We start from the raw sequence: 18,808 nt of genomic DNA on the forward strand, positions 1-18,808 counted from the left end.
GCTTTTAAGCTCAGCCCTCTTTTGCTTTATTTTATAAACTCAACACACCAAGCAAATAGGCCTTCTTTTAATCTTATCGGCCTATATTCAATGCTTGAAAAGGTATGGCGCGCGCAGTCTACTATCTCTTTTATATTAGCTTGGGATTTTGCACAACTAATCTGATCGCCTAGCCGACTTTTAAACTGCTGAATTGAAGATATCACTTGTTCAAAATCTTCTACTGAGTAACTCTGCCAAGACATGACAAAGGGAACCAACATTTTACTGATGTCGTTATACCAATGAATATTAGCTTCATTTAAGTTAGCTTGCTGCACGGCCTTAAAGGAATTTAGCAACGTTTTATTATATGTTTGAAATGTGGCCACATTTTCTGCTAATTGCATATTGTACGTAAACTGCGGAGAATTATAAAATGTCACAAATTTATGTAATTGATCCACGATTGAATTCTTAGCTAAAAAATTAGCTAGAACTTCAAGCCCTATACTCGAGCTTATTGTCACAAAAGAATTTTTATGATGTAACATTGCAATAAAACGCCCGCCTGGCTTTAGCACCCGCGACACTTCAGGAATACTTAAGTTTAATTCTGAATATTCAATTCCAAATTGACTAATTGCAAAGTCAAAATAATTAGCGTCAAAACCCAAATTTTCAGCTTTCATGCCGGCAAAAAAGCTAATTTCTGGCAGCATTTTAAAATGTTCTAGCGAAGTATCAATCGCGGCAAGGGGCTGAATGTTGGCCGCGTCGCATCCAAACATTGTAAACCTATTTTCACTTTGCACTGCAAGCAAGGCAAGACCGCCGTTGCCACAGCCAATATCTACACCTCTAGCTGCACTATCAATGGTTCTAAAAATAGAATTCCATAAAATAGACAACTCACCGTTGTAACCCTTATTGTACTGTCCTTCGCTGAAGCTATGAACTGCATTTCTCGTAGTCCAATATTCATCCCAATGTTTCATTTAATCTCCACATACAAAAAAGGCGGGATAATTCCCGCCTTTTTAATGTTTACTGCAACTAATTAAAAACGTTGAATTAGTCTTACGTATGCGATACGCCCGTATGCGTCATACAGGTCGAAGTTATAGTTTCTTCCACCGAAACTATTCAACTGCGGGTCTTTTTCAAATATATTCTGCGCACCTATAGCAACACTTGTTCCTGTACTGAATATATAGGTAGCCTGCATATCATGAGTTATCCAAGAAGCTGTATCTGCACCATCTTTACGCTGTGAACTAATGTAGTTTGCAACCCAAGCAAACTCAAAATCAGCTATTGCATAAGAAGTAGATAATGAGCCACGCTTGTCAGGTTCGCCTTCTTTTTTAAGAGAATCTTCGCCGCCGTCAATAATATAATCAAATTGCTGACTAATTTGTAGCATTTGGGTAACTCTACCGTAGTCGCCTAGGTCAAAGTTAGTATTGAAGTTAAGATCGATACCGTTTAACTCAAGTTTACCTTCATTAGAATAACCTTGGGTGATTAAATCAATTCCACCATTTGCAAGTCTAGACACACCGATACCAGGAGGTAAAGCCTCGCCTCTTTGCTCACGTGTCAGAATCGTTTGTGCACCAAAGAATCTGATCAAGTTTTTAATTTCAATGTCATAGTAGTCAACAGACATATTCAACCATTCTGTAGGCTGGTATGCAAAACCAAGTGACAACTGCGTAGAACTCTCAGAACCAATTTCTGGGTTAGCAATAGTTAGTGAATTTACTTGAATATCACAGCCTGCTTCAAGACCAAGATTGATACAAGATGGATCATCAGAAACACTTGGGTTACCTGGCTGTGGCTGCTGTGTAAGTATGTCGAGTGTTGGTGCTCTGAAACCTTCACCGTAAGAAGCTCGAAGGACAAGATCATCCGTGATGTCATACTTAACCGAGATTTTTGGAGAAAAATCACTGCCATAATCAGAATATTCATCATAACGACCTGCAAACGTTACTTCTATTAGGTCTGTTACTGGAATCAGCGTTTCGAAATATATACCCTTAACGTCTCTGCCACCACCAGCACTGTTACCCGCTGAACCACCTACCTGACCGGCTTCTGATAGTGAATCGTATGTATCAGAGTAATCTTCGTTTCTGTACTCAAAACCAACAACCGCTTGAATATCGCCGGCACCCATGTCATAAACGTCAAAAGCAACTGAACCGAACACTTCTTCTTGATCAAACGTACCAATTCGAGCAGTTGTCACTTTAAGACCGTTTAGTAATGTTTTGTATGCACTTCTGTCGGCCGTAGTGGTGAAACGGTCGCCAAAGGGATCGTTTAATAAATAATCGCCGCTGTCTAATGCACGTCTAGCGTTAGAAGACATTAGGTAGTTTCTACCAATTTCGTAAGTTTTTGACTTAGTTTTTCTTACGCCTAAATCTATGAACATATCGTTGTAATCACCTTCGATACCGACGAAGAAATCAGTAGACCAGTTATCTACTTCGTTGTCTCGGTTACCTAGCGCGGCAAATCTGTGGCGTACGTTAACTTCTCTTTGCTCGCCGTTAGCTACATTGTAGAAAGGAGAAGCAGGGTTCGTAGGGTTGTTAATACTGTCTACACCAACGAATGCAGCATCGCCAGCGTTGTTTAGTGAAGGAGCATAACGACCGAAAGATGTGGTGTTAGTAACTAGTGTCTGAGAGAAGATTTTCCAGTCATCATTAATTTCATAGTCTGCTTTCAAGAAAGCAGACTGGTTTCCAGTAGAGGCTTCGTTAGCGTTTGTCGCATTAAAGTTATATGCACAAAGACCTGAGCTTAATGTAAAGAAATTTTCTAATGAATCACATGTTGCATCTGGAATCACTGAAGTAAAACCGGCAGCTGTTCTCCAGTTAACGCCAAAGCTTGATGCGCCTGGCTGTACCCACTCGTAAGCGTTTTCAAAAATGATGTCACGGTTGTTCCATGATACACCGCCAATTATGCTTGATTTGTCGCTAGTTGCACCAAATACTGCAGAGCCTGCTTCTCTGTCGCCGCCTTCTTTAGGAGTGCTTACATCCGAAGCGCCTAAACGAAGTTCAACACCGTCAAAGTCTTTTCTTAGGATGATGTTTACAACACCGGCTATAGCATCTGAACCATAGGTTGCTGAAGCACCGTCAGAAAGAATTTCTATTCTTTCAACAGCAGCAATTGGAATAGTATTCAAATCTTGTGAGTTACCTGTAGAAGGTGACTTCGGTAAACGACGACCGTCTACCAGTATTAGTGAACGTTCAGCGCCTAAACCACGAAGGTTAATTTGTGAAACACCTTGAGCAGAGCTACCAGACTGAGGACGGAACGAACCAGCGCTGTTGAAACTTGTGCTACGCAATAAATCAGACACAGATATTTGACCAGAAAGGTCAATTGCCGCTCTGTCTATTATAGTTACCGGTACTGAACCTTCTAAATCGGTACGTCTAATACGTGAACCGGTAACCTGAATTTTCTCAATTTTTGTATCAGCTTGCGCTTGCTCTTGTTGCTGAGCAACAGCGGCACCAGATAAACTTAATCCTGACACTGCACCAAAAGCTATCGCTATTGAAACAGACTTAGCTATTTTATTGTTTGTAAACATTTAATGTCTCCTTAGAGCACTATAAATAGTGAAAAATAGTCGTTTCATACGACCTTATATTATCGAGATCAGATCCCGTCTTTCGATATTAAACTCTACTGCACACCGCGGTCAACCTAATGTTTGCAGATTTTTCAGTTAGTTCAATAAATATTTTGTTACAAGCGAAACTTTATTTACATAATTGCCAATAAGGCCAGTACTTTAGGTCTAACTAGTCTGATGTTTATTTTTTATAAGTATTTATATTTAATATGGAAAAAACTAAAATATTAACAATAAATTAACGTTTTCGTGAAAATTTTAACGTTTTATCTTTCATTACAAGTACAATCAAGGAGGTTCTTGCGTAATCCCATGTCTCAGGGGGCATAATTTTTTTAGTACTTAATACACTATTCAAATAGTGCTCGGTGAAGTGTTTTCACAATGTCTTCACTGTCGTCTTTCCCCACAACAAATGATAAATTATGAACATTTGCGCCAAAACAAATCATTCTCAAATTAAAATCGCTAATGGCAGCAAATACTCGTGAAGATACACCTGCAGAACTATGCATGTTATTGCCCACCACAGTCACTACATCAAAATCCCGTTCTATGACGACTTCACAAATATTGCTGAGTTCAACAATGGTTTCTTTATTCATTTTTTCTGACATAGAGTTTGGTGGATTATCTAGCGTAAATGAAACCGCAATCTCCGATGTGGTAATCAGGTCTACGCTTAGATCATGTTTGGCAATAATATGAAACACCCTCTCCAAGAAACCTTGAGCATACATCATCTTTGGCGTTTTAACCGTTACTAACACTTGATCTTTCCTTCGCGTAATTGCTCTAAATGCCGGCTCATGCTCACAATTTCGTTTTATCCAAGTACCGCCCTTATCTGGCTCTTTGCTAGATCCTACGAATACATGAATATCATATCGTAGCGCCGGCTCCATCGTGGCTGGATGTAATACTTTTGCTCCAAAGGTTGCCATTTCCGCAGCCTCTTCAAAGCTTAACTCAGGTAAGGGTCTGGCTTTATCGGTAATGCGAGGATCGGTAGTATACACACCAATGACGTCGGTCCATATTTCACATGTAGCAGCGCCTAATGCCTCAGCTAGCAAGGCTGCCGAAAAATCAGAACCCCCGCGACCGAGCGTCGTAGTTTTTCCTTGGGCATCTGCGCCTACAAAACCTTGGGTTACCACTATATGGTTTTCAAGCTCAGGAGCCAACAGTTGCCTTGACAAAATCTTAATGGTATTAATATCGGGAGCTGCTTGGGTAAATCGGTCGTCAGTGCGCATCACTTTGCGTACATCAAAGTTGATGGCGTTAACACCGTGTTCTCTTAACACCGCCGCGCATAATAAAGACGACATGCGTTCACCCATAGACATCAGGGCATCTTTCAAATCATCTTTATAATTAATTTCTTCATGGCGTGCATAACCATCAAGTTCATCTAATAGTTCAAACAATTTGTCGTTAACTTCACTTGGCCTTTTCAATTCATTTAAAATAGCAACTTGGATTTTGCGAATGCTTACTATGACATCCGTTATTTGCTGTGACGTTAGCGCGGTGTTGGCTAGCATCACCAAATGATTAGTAACGCCGGCCGCGGCGCTAACTACCATCAATTTAGTGTGTTTGTTTTTTACCACAATAGAGGCACAGTTATTAATAGAGTGATAATTGGCAACACTGGTACCGCCAAATTTAGCGACGTTCAACTGTGTAGACATAACGCGATTTGTCCTTAGGTGTAATATATGTGAATAATAGTGACTGGTATGTGCAATAAAAATTAGTGTTCATCAGCAACAACCAGCCTTATCCTTGTAAATATACCGATGATATTAATAAAAGGTGTCACTTTAGTAGCATTGTTGTTCAACATACATATTTAAACTACTGTGTTAAAGCACCTCTTTTTACTATGCAAAAAGTATTACGGCAGCATTGCGACTATATCACCCACTCTTATGTCTTGCTTAGCAAACCAGCCTTGGTTCATTTCAAGCGCATATAGCACCACTGATGACGATTTCACCGGCGTGAGGTTGTGGGCTTGGAGCTGTTCAATATCGACTATTGTGCCTTGCTCGTCAATGTAGGCAAGATCTAGTTCAATGTAGGTGTTTTTCATCCAAATACTGCCAGTTCGAGGGCTGTCGAATTTAAATAACATTCCGCAATCTTCACAAAGCTGTCTTCTAAACATTAAGCCTAACTGACGCTTTTGCGCTGTATCAGCATATTCAACCTGAATCTTTGTTGCCCCAATCGTCAAGGGAATTTTGCCATCGCCAGCTTTAGCAGCAAACCAGGCGTCAGCTTCTTCATCGCTCATTGCATCAAAATCAGCAGGCTCATTGTTTTGCGAAATATTTGCCAGTGTTTGATTTTCTTGGCTTGCCTTATCAGCAACGCTGCTAGGCTTTGCGCATGACATAAGGCTTAATAGACACAATAATGCTAATACGAGTAAAAATGCTGATGAAGGTCTAGCTGACATGATAATTCCTTGCACAAAAAAGCCGAGCAGTGAATATACTAAACTCGGCTTTTGTTTGCTAGTTAAGACTCTGACTTCACTACATTAGCGTAGCTGAGACAATGCCATCCCTAGGCAAGGTTTAAAGTAGGAATGATATTCGCTTTCGCTTCTTCTTCCGCTTTTTTAAATGATTCCATACGATCAAAGTTCAAATAACGGAAAACCTCAGAGCTCATCGAGTCAATCTTGTTAGCATAATCCATGTACTCTTCCTTACTAGGAATTTTACCTAAGATTGCGCCAACCGCAGCAATTTCAGCTGAACACAAGTATACATCAGCACCGTCACCTAGGCGATTTGGGAAGTTACGTGTTGAAGTAGACAATACAGTAGCACCCGCTAATACGCGCGCTTGGTTACCCATACACAGTGAACAGCCTGGCATTTCGGTTCTAACGCCAGCGCGGCCATATATATTGTAGTAGCCCTCTTCCATAAGCTGCGCTTTGTCCATTTTAGTGGGTGGTGAAATCCACAGGCGCGTAGGTAAGGTGCCGTTGAATTGTTCAAGTAGCTTACCTGCGGCTCTGAAGTGGCCTATATTAGTCATGCATGAACCAATAAAGACCTCATCTATTTTGTTACCGGCTACATCAGACAAGCTTTTAGCGTCGTCAGGATCGTTAGGACAGCACAGAATAGGCTCGTCGATATCAGCTAAATCTATCTCTAATATTTCCGCATATTCAGCGTCTTTATCAGCTTCCATCAATACTGGGTTAGCCAACCACTCTTCCATTTTAAGGGCGCGACGTTCAATCGTACGTGCGTCACCGTAGCCTTCGTTGATCATCCAACGTAGCATGGTAATGTTAGATTTCAAGTATTCGCCAATAGACTCTTTTGACATTTTGATGGTACATCCTGCCGCTGAGCGCTCGGCCGAGGCGTCTGACAGCTCAAAGGCTTGTTCTACGGTTAGATCTTCTAAACCTTCAATCTCTAGTATACGGCCAGAAAATGCGTTTACTTTACCTTTTTTAGCCACCGTTAATAAGCCATTTTTAATGCCATAAAGCGGTATTGCATGCACCAAATCGCGCAGAGTTATGCCTGCCTTCATTTTGCCTTTAAAGCGCACCAGTATAGATTCAGGCATATCTAGCGGCATTACACCTGTCGCGGCAGCAAATGCGACCAAGCCAGAACCTGCCGGGAACGAGATACCCATGGGGAAACGCGTATGTGAATCACCGCCGGTGCCCACTGTGTCAGGCAGTAGCATACGATTTAACCACGAATGGATAATACCGTCGCCTGGGCGCAATGAAACACCACCCCGGTTCATCATGAAGTCGGGTAGTGTATGTTGTGTTTCAATATCAACAGGCTTCGGATACGCCGCGGTGTGGCAAAACGACTGCATGGTTAAATCGGCTGAAAATCCTAAACAAGCTAAATCTTTTAGCTCATCGCGGGTCATCGGCCCGGTTGTATCTTGTGAGCCGACCGTGGTCATTTTAGGTTCGCAGTAAGTACCAGGGCGCATACCGTGGACACCACAGGCTTTTCCAACCATTTTTTGAGCAAGCGTAAAACCTGCATTGGTGGCGGTAGGCACTTCTGGTACACGGAATATATCGCTAACGCCAAGTCCCAATGATTCGCATGCTTTTTGCGTTAGGCCTCGCCCAATAATTAGGTTGATACGGCCACCGGCACGCACTTCATCAAGCAGCACTTTTGACTTATAGCTATATTGTGCGATAACTTCACCGCTGTCAGTATTTTTGATAATGCCCTCAAGTGGATAAATGTCGATGGTGTCGCCCATGTTCATTTTTTCTACGTCGGCTTCAAACACTAATGCTCCGGCGTCTTCCATTGTGTTGAAGAAGATAGGCGCTACTTTGGCGCCAATACAAATGCCGCCGCCACGTTTATTAGGCACGCCCGGCAAGTCTTCGCCGAAGAACCACAAAACCGAGTTGGTGGCTGATTTACGCGAGGAACCTGTTCCTACTACATCACCTACAAATACAACCGGGTGACCTTTTTCTTTCATTTCATGAATTTGTGCCAACGGACCTACTTCACCCTGTATTTCAGGTTCAAGGCCATCGCGACGCATCTTAAACATAGCGCGAGCGTGTAAAGGAATGTCGGGACGAGACCATGCGTCGGGTGCGGGTGATAAATCGTCAGTATTAATTTCACCGGTAACTTTATAAACGGTCGCGGTTATTTTTTCAGGTAAGTCTTCTCGTCCTGTAAACCATTCTGCTTCAGCCCATGAATGCATGATTTCAGTCGCGTACTTGTTGCCCGCTTTGTGTTTTTCCTCAACATCATGAAAGGCGTCAAACATTAATAGTGTGTGCTTTAATTCTTCTGCCGCTAGTTCAACTAAGTCGCTGTCGTCAAGCAGCTCGACTAACGTCGTAATGTTATAACCACCGTGCATATTGCCAAGAAGTTGCACCGCCGACTCTTTACTAATCAAAATACAGATCTCTTCACCCTTAGCAATAGCACTTAAAAATCCGGCTTTTACGTATGCCGCTTCATCTACACCGGGAGGCACACGCTCGGCTAGCAATTCAACTAGAAACTCTTCTTCGCCTGCAGGCGGATTTTTTAAAAGTTTGATTAAACCAGCAACTTGCTCTGGATTTAACGGCTTTGGCGGAATATTTTGCTGCGCACGTTCGGCAACATGCTTACGATAATCTTCTAACACGTTTTACGTCCTCTAATGTGGGCTAGCCACGTTTTAAATTGCCATAGCATCGCTATGTAATGAGAATTTTGGGATAGGCGCAAGTATACCATTTATACCCAGAAGATGAATAGGATTGAGCAATCAAGCGATTATACCTAGCATTCACCAAAGTGATGCGATACCACTATTGCATCACGACTTCAAATACAGAGGCCATATCACCGTCGGCCAAGATAAAGACTCGGCCGTCTTTTGACATAGTAATATCGCGCATTCTGTAGCCACTGTTTGCAAAAAAGATGCGCTCATCTGTCACACTTTCGTTATTTAATACGAGCGAATGTAGCTGTTGATATTTGAGTGATGTAAGTAGTAAACGATTGCTAAAGTCAGGAATTACTTCGCTGTTATAAAAAATCATTCCTGACGGCGCAATCGAGGGCGTCCAGTTAAAAGCAGGCTGCTCCATATTGTCATACTCGGTAAAAGGGCTAATTAAACTACCAATGTAATCTTTACCCTGCGTTATGACAGGCCAACCATAGTTTACGCCACTATTGATAAGATTAATCTCGTCGCCGCCTGCAGGACCGTGTTCGTGCGCAACAATTTGCTGATCAGAAAGCACAATTAAACCCTGTGGATTACGATGCCCAAAACTGTACACGGCTCTTTGGGAAAACGTATCCCCCGACATAAAAGGGTTACCAGCATGCGCCTCACCCGTGTCGGTCAGGCGCAGTATTTTACCCATATCGGATGTTCTTTTTTGTGCGTGCTCGCGGTAGTCAAAACCGTCGCCGGTGCTAATAAGTAGACTGTTGTCGGCCATAAAAGCTAGCCGCGCGCCATAGTGTGCGGCGGTGCTGCGCAAATCGGCTTGTTCAAAAATAGTTTCAGATACGGCAACGCCGTCGATGTTAAGGGCTCTTGGCGTGCTAGGGTTTGCCAACTGTTCACTTTCAGGCTTTGCGTTTTTTAACAAAACGCGAATTACTTTTAAACCGTTAGCGGTTTTACTACCATAAGAATATGATAAATAAATCCAAGGCTGGCGATCAAAATTTGGGTGAAAAGCAATGGCTGATAATCCACCTTGACCCGCGTAATAAAGGTCATTAAGCTGCAAATCAATCTTTGTTAATAACTCACCTGACAGCGAATACGTAGATAACAGGCCTGAGCGATGAGTAACATATAGCAAATTATCGGGGCCAACGTTGATGGCCCAAGATGCCGATAGATCTATAATGATGGGGGATAAACTAAGCGTATCATCAACAACGTTTTTCGTACTGCTAGCATTAGCGACATAGCACGTTAGTAAGGTAGCCAAAGTAAGTGCGATATTAATCCACGGCGGGCGCAAAAATAAAGCGAGTTTACGTTGTGGTAATCGCATTGATTTGTATGTTCCATCAAATTTCATTCTACACTTGCCTCTGACGATAAAAAAACACTACTATAGCGAATTATGTTATCACGCAAAATGTTTTCTACCACTAAGACTTTTATGAAAAAACTTGTTCTACTCCAGCATTTCTTACTCGCCGCATTAGTAACCATTATTAGTGCGTGCTTATTACAAACCCAAATGGTGCTGTTAGCACTAAGCAACATAGACATTGATATTACGTGGTCGCAGCGGATATATATGTCGTGGCAAGATTTGCTTGGCTTGTTACCAAGCTATGGCGTGATCATTACAATAGGCTTGGTCATTGCCTTTTTGATTGCTAAAACAATACGCAAGCACACTCGCGCCACTTCGCCTTACCTGTATGTTGTGGCGGGTGGCTTTACAATGGCGGCCATTCTAGTGGGCATGCAGCCAATTTTGGGCGTTACTTTGCTGGCGGGCGCTCGCTCTCTTTTCGGCATTATATTGCAAATTGGCGCAGGTTTACTTGGCGGCTTATGTTTTATGCGACTTCGCCGACCCCAAACTAAGGCGGCTTAGCCTCGTTGCTGGTGATAATGCGCCAGTAAACGAATTATTCATCAAATCAATAGCACATTCATCATAAGTGTAATAACTCCAATGTGTAAAAAAAGTGTTAAATTGGTGCGCATATTAGTATATTGCTACGTTAGTTCGCACACTAAGCCATATATTTAACAGCCCTTACAGAGGATACTATGCATATAAGCCAACCCACGTTTACTAAAGGCAATCTAATCCCTAGCCACATTTATAGCTTAGCCGATTATATAGAAGAGACATTTGAAAAGTATGCGCAACGTCCTTGTTACAATGCATTAGGCCAAACTAAAACCTTCGCCGAAATGAATGACTTATCGGCACGCTTTGCTAACTATCTTCAGCACCATACCGACTTGAAACCCGGTGATAGAATTGCGATTCAACTGCCTAATTTAATTCAGCATCCAATCGCGGTATATGGAGCGCTGCGCGCGGGGCTTATCGTGGTAAACACCAATCCCTTATATACCCCAACTGAAATGCAGCATCAATTTAACGACTCTGGCACCACCGCGCTCGTAATATTAACCGACCTCTTACCCAAGTATGAAGCTATCGCCGGCGCCGTTAATATCGACACCGTAATTGTGACGAGTGCAGCGCAATTGCTAGATAACAAAGAAATTAGTGGGCTTGAATACCCTTGCTATGCAGAAATATTTGCCAAAGTGCCCACAGTGCTTAGCATACACAGAGCATCAGCTAGCTTAGAAGATCCATGCATTCTTCAATATACAGGCGGCACTACCGGCGTATCGAAAGGCGCTGAGCTAAGCCATAAAAACGTACTTGCTAACAGCATTCAAACCTTAAACCGGCTTGGTACACGCTTAATAGACGGTGAAGAGGTCGTTATTTGTCCGCTACCGCTTTATCATATCTATGCATTTACGGTATGCATGATGACTTTTTTCGCTAAAGGTGCACTAAATGTGCTAATACCTAATCCGCGTGATATGGATGGTTTTGTGGAAACGCTCAAACCTCACAAATTTACGGCGTTTGCAGGCATTAACACACTATTTATGGGCTTGTGCCACCAGCCAGACTTTGTAAAACTTGATTTTTCAACGCTGCGACTGACCATGTCAGGCGGTACTGCCTTAACGCAGTCAGCGGCCCAGCTTTGGGAAAAAACCACGGGCTGTTCAGTTACCGAGGGGTATGGACTGTCTGAAACAGCACCGGTTGTGGCGTTTAATATACCCGGTAAAGAAGTAATAGGCAGCGTCGGCCTACCTTTAGACCAAACCGACATTCAGTTACTAGACACCAACGATGCACCAGTCGTCGATGGACAAGAGGGCCAAATCGCGGTTAAAGGCCCGCAGGTAATGCGCGGATATTGGCAGCGCGACGATGAAACCGCAAAAGTAATGACTGCTAATGGCTATTTTAAAACCGGTGATGTTGGCGTGCGCTTACCCGACGGCTGTATTAAAATTGTAGATCGCTTAAAAGATCTTATAATTGTGTCTGGTTTTAATGTATATCCTAATGAGGTTGAAGATGTGTTAAGTAGACACCCTAATGTGCTAGAGGCGGCGGTGGTTGGCAAGCCTGACGAGCATTCTCAAGAGCGTGTTTGCGCTTATATAACGGTTAATGCTCCGGTAAGTGACAAAGAACTTAGCCAGCACTGCCGCGAATTTTTAACCCCTTATAAAGTACCCAAAGAATTTAATGTGATAGATGAGCTGCCCAAGTCAACAGTGGGTAAAATACTAAGACGTGCGCTTAGATAACAGTCACCTAAAAAAAGAGAGAAGTAACTAATGTTCAATATTTCTGTAGAACGTATTATTAATAAGCCTATAGAGCAGGTGTTTGAGCTAATAAGTGACCACGCAAATTATTCCCAGTTCAAAGGGGTCGATAAATCTAGTTTACTTAAAGAAGGCACAGAGCATAAAAACGGCTTGGGGGCAGTACGCGAAGTAGTAGCGGCTATTGGCACGCTTCACGAAGAAATTGTGCGTTATGAGCCTGCGAGCAGCAAATCGGATCAAGAGACAAAAAAAGCGGTTTTAGGCTATAAGATTATATTTTCAAAACCACTTCCCTACGATCATCACTTAGGCGAAGTGCACTTATCTGAAGTTGACGGCAAAACCCACGCGAAATGGATTTCAAAAGGCAGGATAAGCACCTTCTTAATTGGTCCACTATACTTTGATAAACAAATTCAGAAGAATGGATCGCGTGCATTTGGTAGTATATTAAAGTATATAGACAACCTTTAATTATTAACCAACAGGCATAAAGCCCTTGCAGCCTAATTTAAATTTCGTAAGCTTTGCCGTATCAGTAATTGGGCCAGTAATAGTAATGATAGCGTTTGGCTATGGGCTTCACAGATACGGCACCTTAGACGACGCTTTTGTCGAAAAAGCCTCGCGTTTAGTCTTTAACTTCGCACTGCCCGCATTATTATTTAGCACCATTAGCACTAGCTCTGTGGGGCAACTTGCTAATTTCACCGTCATCGGCGCTGGTATGGCCGGCACCTTACTGGTGTTTGTAGCCATGCTGCTAACAACGTCTTTGCTTATTAAGAACAAGCAAGATCGTGGCGTCGTCATTCAAGGTTCGTTTCGCTCTAATATGGGCATAATTGGCTTGGCATATTGCGCTAACGCTTACGGAAGTGAAGGTTTAGCCTATGGCTCTGTGTACTTGGGCGGCCTCACTATTTTGTATAATTTGCTGTCGGTTGCTGTGCTTAACGTATATCAAGATAAACAAAGCTCTTACACAAAAATAGCCAAAGACATTGTGACCAATCCTATTATATTGTCTATTGTGGCAGGACTATTGGCCTCTATCCTAGCTGTTAAACTACCGCAAATTGCAACTAACAGTATTCAATATTTTGCCCAACTCACACTGCCCTTAGCACTTTTATGCACAGGTGCCGCACTGCGTTTCTCGACTATGCGTCAAAATGGTCTTGCCAGCCTATTCAGTATTACGGTTAAGTGCGTCGTGTACCCTATTGTTATTGTCGCGGTCGCGGTGTTAGCGGGCGTTGAGGGAATGGCTCTTATGATTGTGTTTTTAATGGCTATTAGTCCAACCGCGGCGGCAAGCTATGTCATGGCGCGTAAAATTGGTGGGAATCATGAACTTGCTGCGCAAATTATTGCAATAAGCACCGTGGTGTCGGTGCCGTTCACCTTAGCAGGCTTTGCAATAATTCGCGCGTTTGTGTAAGCCTTACTTTACCTGCTCTCTAACAACTTGATCCATAAAGCGTACGCCCCAACCTTGACTGCCTTTGGGCGAAACGTCAATATCCTCACTTAGCCAATCAACTCCTGCTATGTCTAAGTGTACCCATGGCAGTGACTCATCCACGAATGTGGCAATAACAGCAGCGGCTATACTCGCACCAGGGTTGCCTGCGCCTGAATTTTTAATATCGGCGATAGGCGACTTTATCTGTTCAAAATGATTAGCGTGAAGCGGTAAGGGCCATACATGCTCTCCCGAACGCTTGCCCACTTCCATCATTTGCGTAGACAACTCAAAATCGCGTGTTATCACTGCCGCGTATTCATCGCTTAGCGCTCGCGCTGCTGAGCCTGTCAATGTAGCAATGTTTAACAGCATACTTGGCTTATATTCTTGCTGCACGTAATAAACGGCGTCTGCCAATACCAGACGGCCTTCGGCGTCGGTGCTCATTATCTCTATGGTAGTGCCTTTCATTGTGTCAAGCACATCGCCTGGTCTTATTGCGCTAGCACCGGGCATATTTTCAGCCATTGCCATAATACCAATAACGTTAATTTTTTCACCTCTATTAGCAATCGCATGCATAGTGCCAGCAACGGCTGATGCGCCGGCTAAATCTGACTTCATAGCCCACATACCATCGTTATCTTTTAAACTTATGCCGCCGGTATCAAAGGTAATGCCTTTCCCTGCAAGCGCAATTGGCGCCGTGTTTTTATCACCGCCTAAATACTCAATGATGACCAAGCGAGGATCATGAACCGAGCCTTTACCCACGCCAAGCAATGCGCCCATGTTGTACTTTTCCATGTCTCTTACGTCAAGTACTTTTACTTTTACGTTGTCAATGCCGCTAAATGCAGCCTTTATTTTGTCTGCAAATACTTCCGGGTACATATTGTTGCCCGGCTCTGTGGCAATATCGCGTGCCATATGGATGCCTTGTGCCACATATTTTAAATCGTTTTGATAATGGTTTTCCGCCATTTCTGCATTTTGAGTGACTAAGGTAACGGTAGACTTGCCTTCATCTTTCTTTGTTTTATATTTGTCAAAACTGTAGTCACGCATATGATAGCCGCTAGCAATAAGCGCACTAGGCGTAAAAAGAGTAGTGTCTGTTAGTGTTAAGTTGTCAATATGAACCGCCACGTCAACCGTTTTGGTAGTAGAATACAACGACGAGGCAATTATGCCGCCTAAATCTTGAAGCTCAGAGGCGCTTATTCCGTTGTCATCCTTACTGCCAATAACCAGCAGCGACTCCAAACCCGCTACCATTTGCAAATGCTGCACGTGACCAAGCTTTGTTTCAAAATCGTTCAGCGCAAGTAACTTAAGCAGTTGACCTTCAGAGGCTGTGTTTAGCCTTGCTGCGGCGCCATCTAGGTTTTCTAGGTCGTCTACAAACACAACGTGACTGGGCGCTTTCATATCGCTTTGCGCCACAAAACTAAAGGTAGCTTGCGCAATACTGGCGCTCGTAAAGCCAAATAAAGCTAATGCAACAGCGGTTTTTTTAAAATTCATATTGAGTCGTATCCTTTATTTTATTGTCGTTTTAGGGTGTTTCTTATTGTAAAGCGTTATTAAAATTATACTTCAAATATGCATAAGAGTTTACAAACTTATACCCTCAATGAAAATATTGTTTATATTGTTTCTTCGTTCGGCTTTCCCGATGGGATATTTGGGAATGCGCTAAATAACATTTCAGCAATAAGCGTTTACATCGACATTGAAACAAACAGCACTTTTACAATAATGCATAAACAAACAATGACCAATACCGGTGCTTTAAAACGGCTAAGTGCTATGAACCCGATGCCGGCGATGACCACATCGTGATTGCTTTGTATAGCATGCGTGAAAATAGGATCGTATAGGGTTGCAGCTAACAAACCAACTACCGCAGCATTAGCGCCTACAAAGGCCCGTCTTACAAAAGCATAGGCAAACAACTTCTGCGAAATAGGCAAAATGGCACTTACTAGCAAAAAGCCGGGTAAGAAGACAAAAAGGGTCGCCAGCAAAGCGGCAAGGACTGCATTGCTTACATTTGTATCACCACCATTAACAAGCTGTTGATGCAATTCACCCATATAGCCCAAATAGGCAGCGAACGAGAACATAGGGCCGGGAACAGCCTGAGTTGCACCATAGCCTGCTAAAAACACCTCTTGGCTAACCAATCCTTGGGCTACCGTAGTTTGCTCTAAGAACGGCAGCACAACATGCCCACCGCCAAACACCATCGCGCCCGAGGCATAGTAAGCCGGTGCTTGCGCGTATAAGTATTGAGTAAAGTTAAATGGGTTTCCAATTAGCACGATAAACAAGCCAACAAACAAGCCTGCAGCAAGCCATGTTGTGGTTAACGTAAACTTGTGAGGAAAAGAAGAAAACATCGGTGCGTCTGAATGGTTTTCTTGCGTGTCTTTTTTTAATAGCCCGCTGCTGACTATTGCACACAGCATTAAAGCCATCACTTGCCATAATAGCGCGCTAGTTAACAACACTACACAAAACATGACTACAGCGATTATCCACGATAGAGGCACTGTTAGCAGCTGTTTACTCATGCCAATAACGGCCTGTAGCACAACAATGAAGGTCAATATTGCTAGGCCGTGTAAACTTGCTTGGCCTACCCATGAATCGAGTAAACTTAAGCTATTAGCAAATAAAAGCAGCAGCAAAACCGAAGGCAAGGTGAAACCAATAAAAGCCAAGGTAGCCCCAAGCCAGCCACCTCTGAGAAGGCCAATAGCAAACCCCACTTGACTGCTCGCAGGGCCTGGAATAGTTTGGCAAATGGTCAGCAAATGCGCATATTGCGCTTCGCTGAACCAGTTTCTATTTTCCACAAACGCCTGCCTAAAATAGGCTAGATGCGCCACGGGCCCGCCAAAGCTGGTGAGTCCTAATTTTAGGAATATCCAAAATATTTCAATTGCTCTCATAGGGATAATAGCGTGTCTCATGTTGGGCTTGCGTATTTTATTGTTTTATACGTGCGGCAATCAAATACCAGACCACAATATTATAGTTATGACAGTACTGTCCATTGTTTTGAAATAAGACCTTGAGTGCCATCGAAAACCTCACCTAAGAAAATCTGTCCTTTTTCAACTTTACCGACCCCGCTTGGTGTTCCTGTCATAATAATATCGTTATCGACCAAACTCATAAATGCGCTTATATTTTCAACAAGGCAGTATGGCGTATTCATCATCAATTTAACGCGCCCTTGCTGAACGAGGTGCTCATTGACGCTTAATGCAAATGTTACATTGCTGATATCTGCGGGGAGTTCTACGAAGGCACTAAACACCGCAGAGCCGTCAAATGCTTTTGCCCGCTCCCAAGGCAGACCTTTTTCTTTTAACTGAGACTGTAATTTACGTTTGGTTAAATCAAGTCCAAACCCTAGTCCTGCAATTTCCCCATTTTTAATGATAAAGCAAAGCTCTCCTTCGTAATGAATTTCATCTTGATTTTTGCTATTCAAGTCTTCACTGATAGCCGAGTTGGGCTTTAAAAATATGACAGGCTCAAAGGGGATTTGATTGCCTAACTCTGTTATGTGATCAAGGTAATTTCGACCTATGCAGACTATTTTTGAAGGACTTACCCATTCGTTTTTAAAACTAATTGTGTTGAGTTGACTCATTTTCCAGTTACCATCTATGCCTAAAAGATAATTTTTTGTTCACTATTATTTGTTATTAAGGGCCTTGCCATAAAATAATGTGGCCTTGGTGCTCACATAGGCAAGTACATTCATATTGTGTGAACGACTTTGAACGACTCTGCCTAAATGCTTACTACTGTAATTTATAATGCTAAAATTTGAAGTGTTTCGTGTAATTGGTCGTCTAGTACACATTACACAAGTGAAATTTAAGCAAGATTTGTCATTACCTACCCTCTCTTTATACGCGTATTGAATATTTATACATTGTGTAATACCAAAGTTTACAGCAACATTAATGTATTGCTACTTACATCATTATGAGACCAATATTATGGCAACCGCATGTGCTTTACATATTTTAGTAAAAACTGAAAAAGAAGCGAACGAGCTACTTATTCAACTTAATAAAGGCAAAGACTTTTCCACTCTAGCCAAGCGTCATTCAGTATGTCCCTCAGGCAAAAAAGGCGGTGATTTGGGTGAGTTTCGTCGCGGGCAAATGGTAAAAGCGTTTGATGATGTCGTCTTTAAAAAAGATATATTGACTGTACATGGGCCGGTGAAAACAAAGTTTGGCTATCATTTAATAAAGACACTTTATCGTTAGTCATGAAAGCACACAAATGATTACTAAGCGCGATGAGATGAAGAGTAGCTGCATTATCCGTTCAACTAGATGCTATGCGTCACAGGGTGTGTCTTCAATTTACTTGTTATGTGACACTGTGAGTCACACCTATAAAAACGTGAAACAGGCCACAAATAAAATAAAGTACAATAAAAAATTACTGGACAGTGTAGCCCGAACCTTTTGTTCATGATGTCTAATAATTTCTGACGTAGAACCCTTAAACTTACCAAATCTATTGATGGCGTAGATCTTTGATTCCGGCAATTGAGCAATGCAAGACTTTCTAGGTCATTCAGACATTCAGACATTCGGACATTCGGACATTCGGACAATACAAATGTACACCCGTGTTATTAGCACTAAATTTTGGGCATAAAAAAAGCCGCTTAACTAAGCGACCTCTTTGCATTTTTAGTATTT

Annotated in this window: 14 protein-coding genes; 5 read left to right on the forward strand and 9 right to left on the reverse strand. The window is 42.5% G+C overall.

The window, feature by feature from the left end; translation table 11 throughout:
* Positions 1-26: 26 nt before the first annotated feature.
* The 6 genes from GPUN_RS10125 to GPUN_RS10150 form a co-directional block, all read right to left on the reverse strand.
* A complete protein-coding gene (locus tag GPUN_RS10125; protein ID WP_006006332.1) occupies positions 27-977 on the reverse strand; it encodes a class I SAM-dependent methyltransferase in 951 nt (316 codons plus the stop codon).
* Positions 978-1,039: 62 nt separating this feature from the next.
* Complete coding sequence (locus GPUN_RS10130; protein WP_006006334.1) at positions 1,040-3,616, reverse strand: TonB-dependent receptor plug domain-containing protein; 2,577 nt, start codon at positions 3,614-3,616, stop codon at positions 1,040-1,042.
* A gap of 395 nt (positions 3,617-4,011) precedes the next feature.
* Complete coding sequence (lysC, locus tag GPUN_RS10135; RefSeq protein WP_006006336.1) at positions 4,012-5,361, reverse strand: lysine-sensitive aspartokinase 3; 1,350 nt, start codon at positions 5,359-5,361, stop codon at positions 4,012-4,014.
* A 206-nt stretch (positions 5,362-5,567) separates the two neighbouring features.
* A complete protein-coding gene (locus GPUN_RS10140) occupies positions 5,568-6,134 on the reverse strand; it encodes a DUF192 domain-containing protein (RefSeq protein WP_006006338.1) in 567 nt (188 codons plus the stop codon).
* A 110-nt stretch (positions 6,135-6,244) separates the two neighbouring features.
* Positions 6,245-8,857: a bifunctional aconitate hydratase 2/2-methylisocitrate dehydratase gene (acnB, locus tag GPUN_RS10145; RefSeq protein WP_006006340.1), complete on the reverse strand. Its 2,613-nt coding sequence runs from the start codon at positions 8,855-8,857 to the stop codon at positions 6,245-6,247.
* A 166-nt stretch (positions 8,858-9,023) separates the two neighbouring features.
* A complete protein-coding gene (locus tag GPUN_RS10150) occupies positions 9,024-10,241 on the reverse strand; it encodes a PQQ-dependent sugar dehydrogenase (RefSeq protein WP_070112970.1) in 1,218 nt (405 codons plus the stop codon).
* A gap of 111 nt (positions 10,242-10,352) precedes the next feature.
* Here GPUN_RS10150 and GPUN_RS10155 point away from each other — a divergent pair, with 111 nt between their 5' ends.
* From GPUN_RS10155 to GPUN_RS10170, 4 genes are all read left to right on the forward strand, one after another.
* Positions 10,353-10,799 carry a hypothetical protein gene (locus GPUN_RS10155; protein ID WP_141567277.1) on the forward strand — a complete coding sequence of 149 codons (447 nt, stop codon included), beginning with the start codon at positions 10,353-10,355 and terminating at the stop codon, positions 10,797-10,799.
* Between the two features lie 179 nt (positions 10,800-10,978).
* Positions 10,979-12,568 carry an AMP-binding protein gene (locus tag GPUN_RS10160; RefSeq protein ID WP_006006344.1) on the forward strand — a complete coding sequence of 530 codons (1,590 nt, stop codon included), beginning with the start codon at positions 10,979-10,981 and terminating at the stop codon, positions 12,566-12,568.
* A 30-nt stretch (positions 12,569-12,598) separates the two neighbouring features.
* The gene (locus GPUN_RS10165) at positions 12,599-13,066 is read left to right on the forward strand and encodes an SRPBCC family protein (RefSeq protein WP_006006346.1); all 468 of its coding nucleotides are present in this window, start codon (positions 12,599-12,601) and stop codon (positions 13,064-13,066) included.
* 25 nt (positions 13,067-13,091) lie between these two features.
* Entirely contained in the window at positions 13,092-14,036 is a 945-nt protein-coding gene (locus GPUN_RS10170) for an AEC family transporter (RefSeq protein ID WP_006006348.1), read from the forward strand.
* 3 nt (positions 14,037-14,039) lie between these two features.
* Here the strand turns inward: GPUN_RS10170 and GPUN_RS10175 are convergent, their stop codons facing one another.
* From GPUN_RS10175 to GPUN_RS10185, 3 genes are all read right to left on the reverse strand, one after another.
* Entirely contained in the window at positions 14,040-15,590 is a 1,551-nt protein-coding gene (locus GPUN_RS10175; protein WP_006006350.1) for a leucyl aminopeptidase family protein, read from the reverse strand.
* 197 nt (positions 15,591-15,787) lie between these two features.
* Positions 15,788-17,044: a chromate efflux transporter gene (chrA, locus tag GPUN_RS10180; RefSeq protein ID WP_040520924.1), complete on the reverse strand. Its 1,257-nt coding sequence runs from the start codon at positions 17,042-17,044 to the stop codon at positions 15,788-15,790.
* Positions 17,045-17,109: 65 nt separating this feature from the next.
* Positions 17,110-17,733 carry a fumarylacetoacetate hydrolase family protein gene (locus tag GPUN_RS10185; RefSeq protein WP_006006354.1) on the reverse strand — a complete coding sequence of 208 codons (624 nt, stop codon included), beginning with the start codon at positions 17,731-17,733 and terminating at the stop codon, positions 17,110-17,112.
* Positions 17,734-18,088: 355 nt separating this feature from the next.
* Here GPUN_RS10185 and ppiC point away from each other — a divergent pair, with 355 nt between their 5' ends.
* On the forward strand, positions 18,089-18,364 hold the full coding sequence (gene ppiC / locus GPUN_RS10190) for a peptidylprolyl isomerase PpiC (protein ID WP_006006356.1): 276 nt from the start codon (positions 18,089-18,091) through the stop codon (positions 18,362-18,364).
* Positions 18,365-18,808 lie beyond the last annotated feature (444 nt).

It is taken from the genome of Glaciecola punicea ACAM 611, assembly GCF_000252165.1.
GTDB lineage: Bacteria > Pseudomonadota > Gammaproteobacteria > Enterobacterales > Alteromonadaceae > Glaciecola > Glaciecola punicea.

Coding starts and splice junctions, on each gene's coding strand:
- GPUN_RS10125 (WP_006006332.1), bottom strand. CDS start 977: ATGAAACATTGGGATGAATATTGGACTACGAGAAATGCAGTTCATAGC.
- GPUN_RS10130 (WP_006006334.1), bottom strand. CDS start 3,616: ATGTTTACAAACAATAAAATAGCTAAGTCTGTTTCAATAGCGATAGCT.
- lysC (WP_006006336.1), bottom strand. CDS start 5,361: ATGTCTACACAGTTGAACGTCGCTAAATTTGGCGGTACCAGTGTTGCC.
- GPUN_RS10140 (WP_006006338.1), bottom strand. CDS start 6,134: ATGTCAGCTAGACCTTCATCAGCATTTTTACTCGTATTAGCATTATTG.
- GPUN_RS10150 (WP_070112970.1), bottom strand. CDS start 10,241: ATGCGATTACCACAACGTAAACTCGCTTTATTTTTGCGCCCGCCGTGG.
- GPUN_RS10155 (WP_141567277.1), top strand. CDS start 10,353: ATGAAAAAACTTGTTCTACTCCAGCATTTCTTACTCGCCGCATTAGTA.
- GPUN_RS10160 (WP_006006344.1), top strand. CDS start 10,979: ATGCATATAAGCCAACCCACGTTTACTAAAGGCAATCTAATCCCTAGC.
- GPUN_RS10165 (WP_006006346.1), top strand. CDS start 12,599: ATGTTCAATATTTCTGTAGAACGTATTATTAATAAGCCTATAGAGCAG.
- GPUN_RS10175 (WP_006006350.1), bottom strand. CDS start 15,590: ATGAATTTTAAAAAAACCGCTGTTGCATTAGCTTTATTTGGCTTTACG.
- chrA (WP_040520924.1), bottom strand. CDS start 17,044: ATGAGACACGCTATTATCCCTATGAGAGCAATTGAAATATTTTGGATA.
- GPUN_RS10185 (WP_006006354.1), bottom strand. CDS start 17,733: ATGAGTCAACTCAACACAATTAGTTTTAAAAACGAATGGGTAAGTCCT.
- ppiC (WP_006006356.1), top strand. CDS start 18,089: ATGGCAACCGCATGTGCTTTACATATTTTAGTAAAAACTGAAAAAGAA.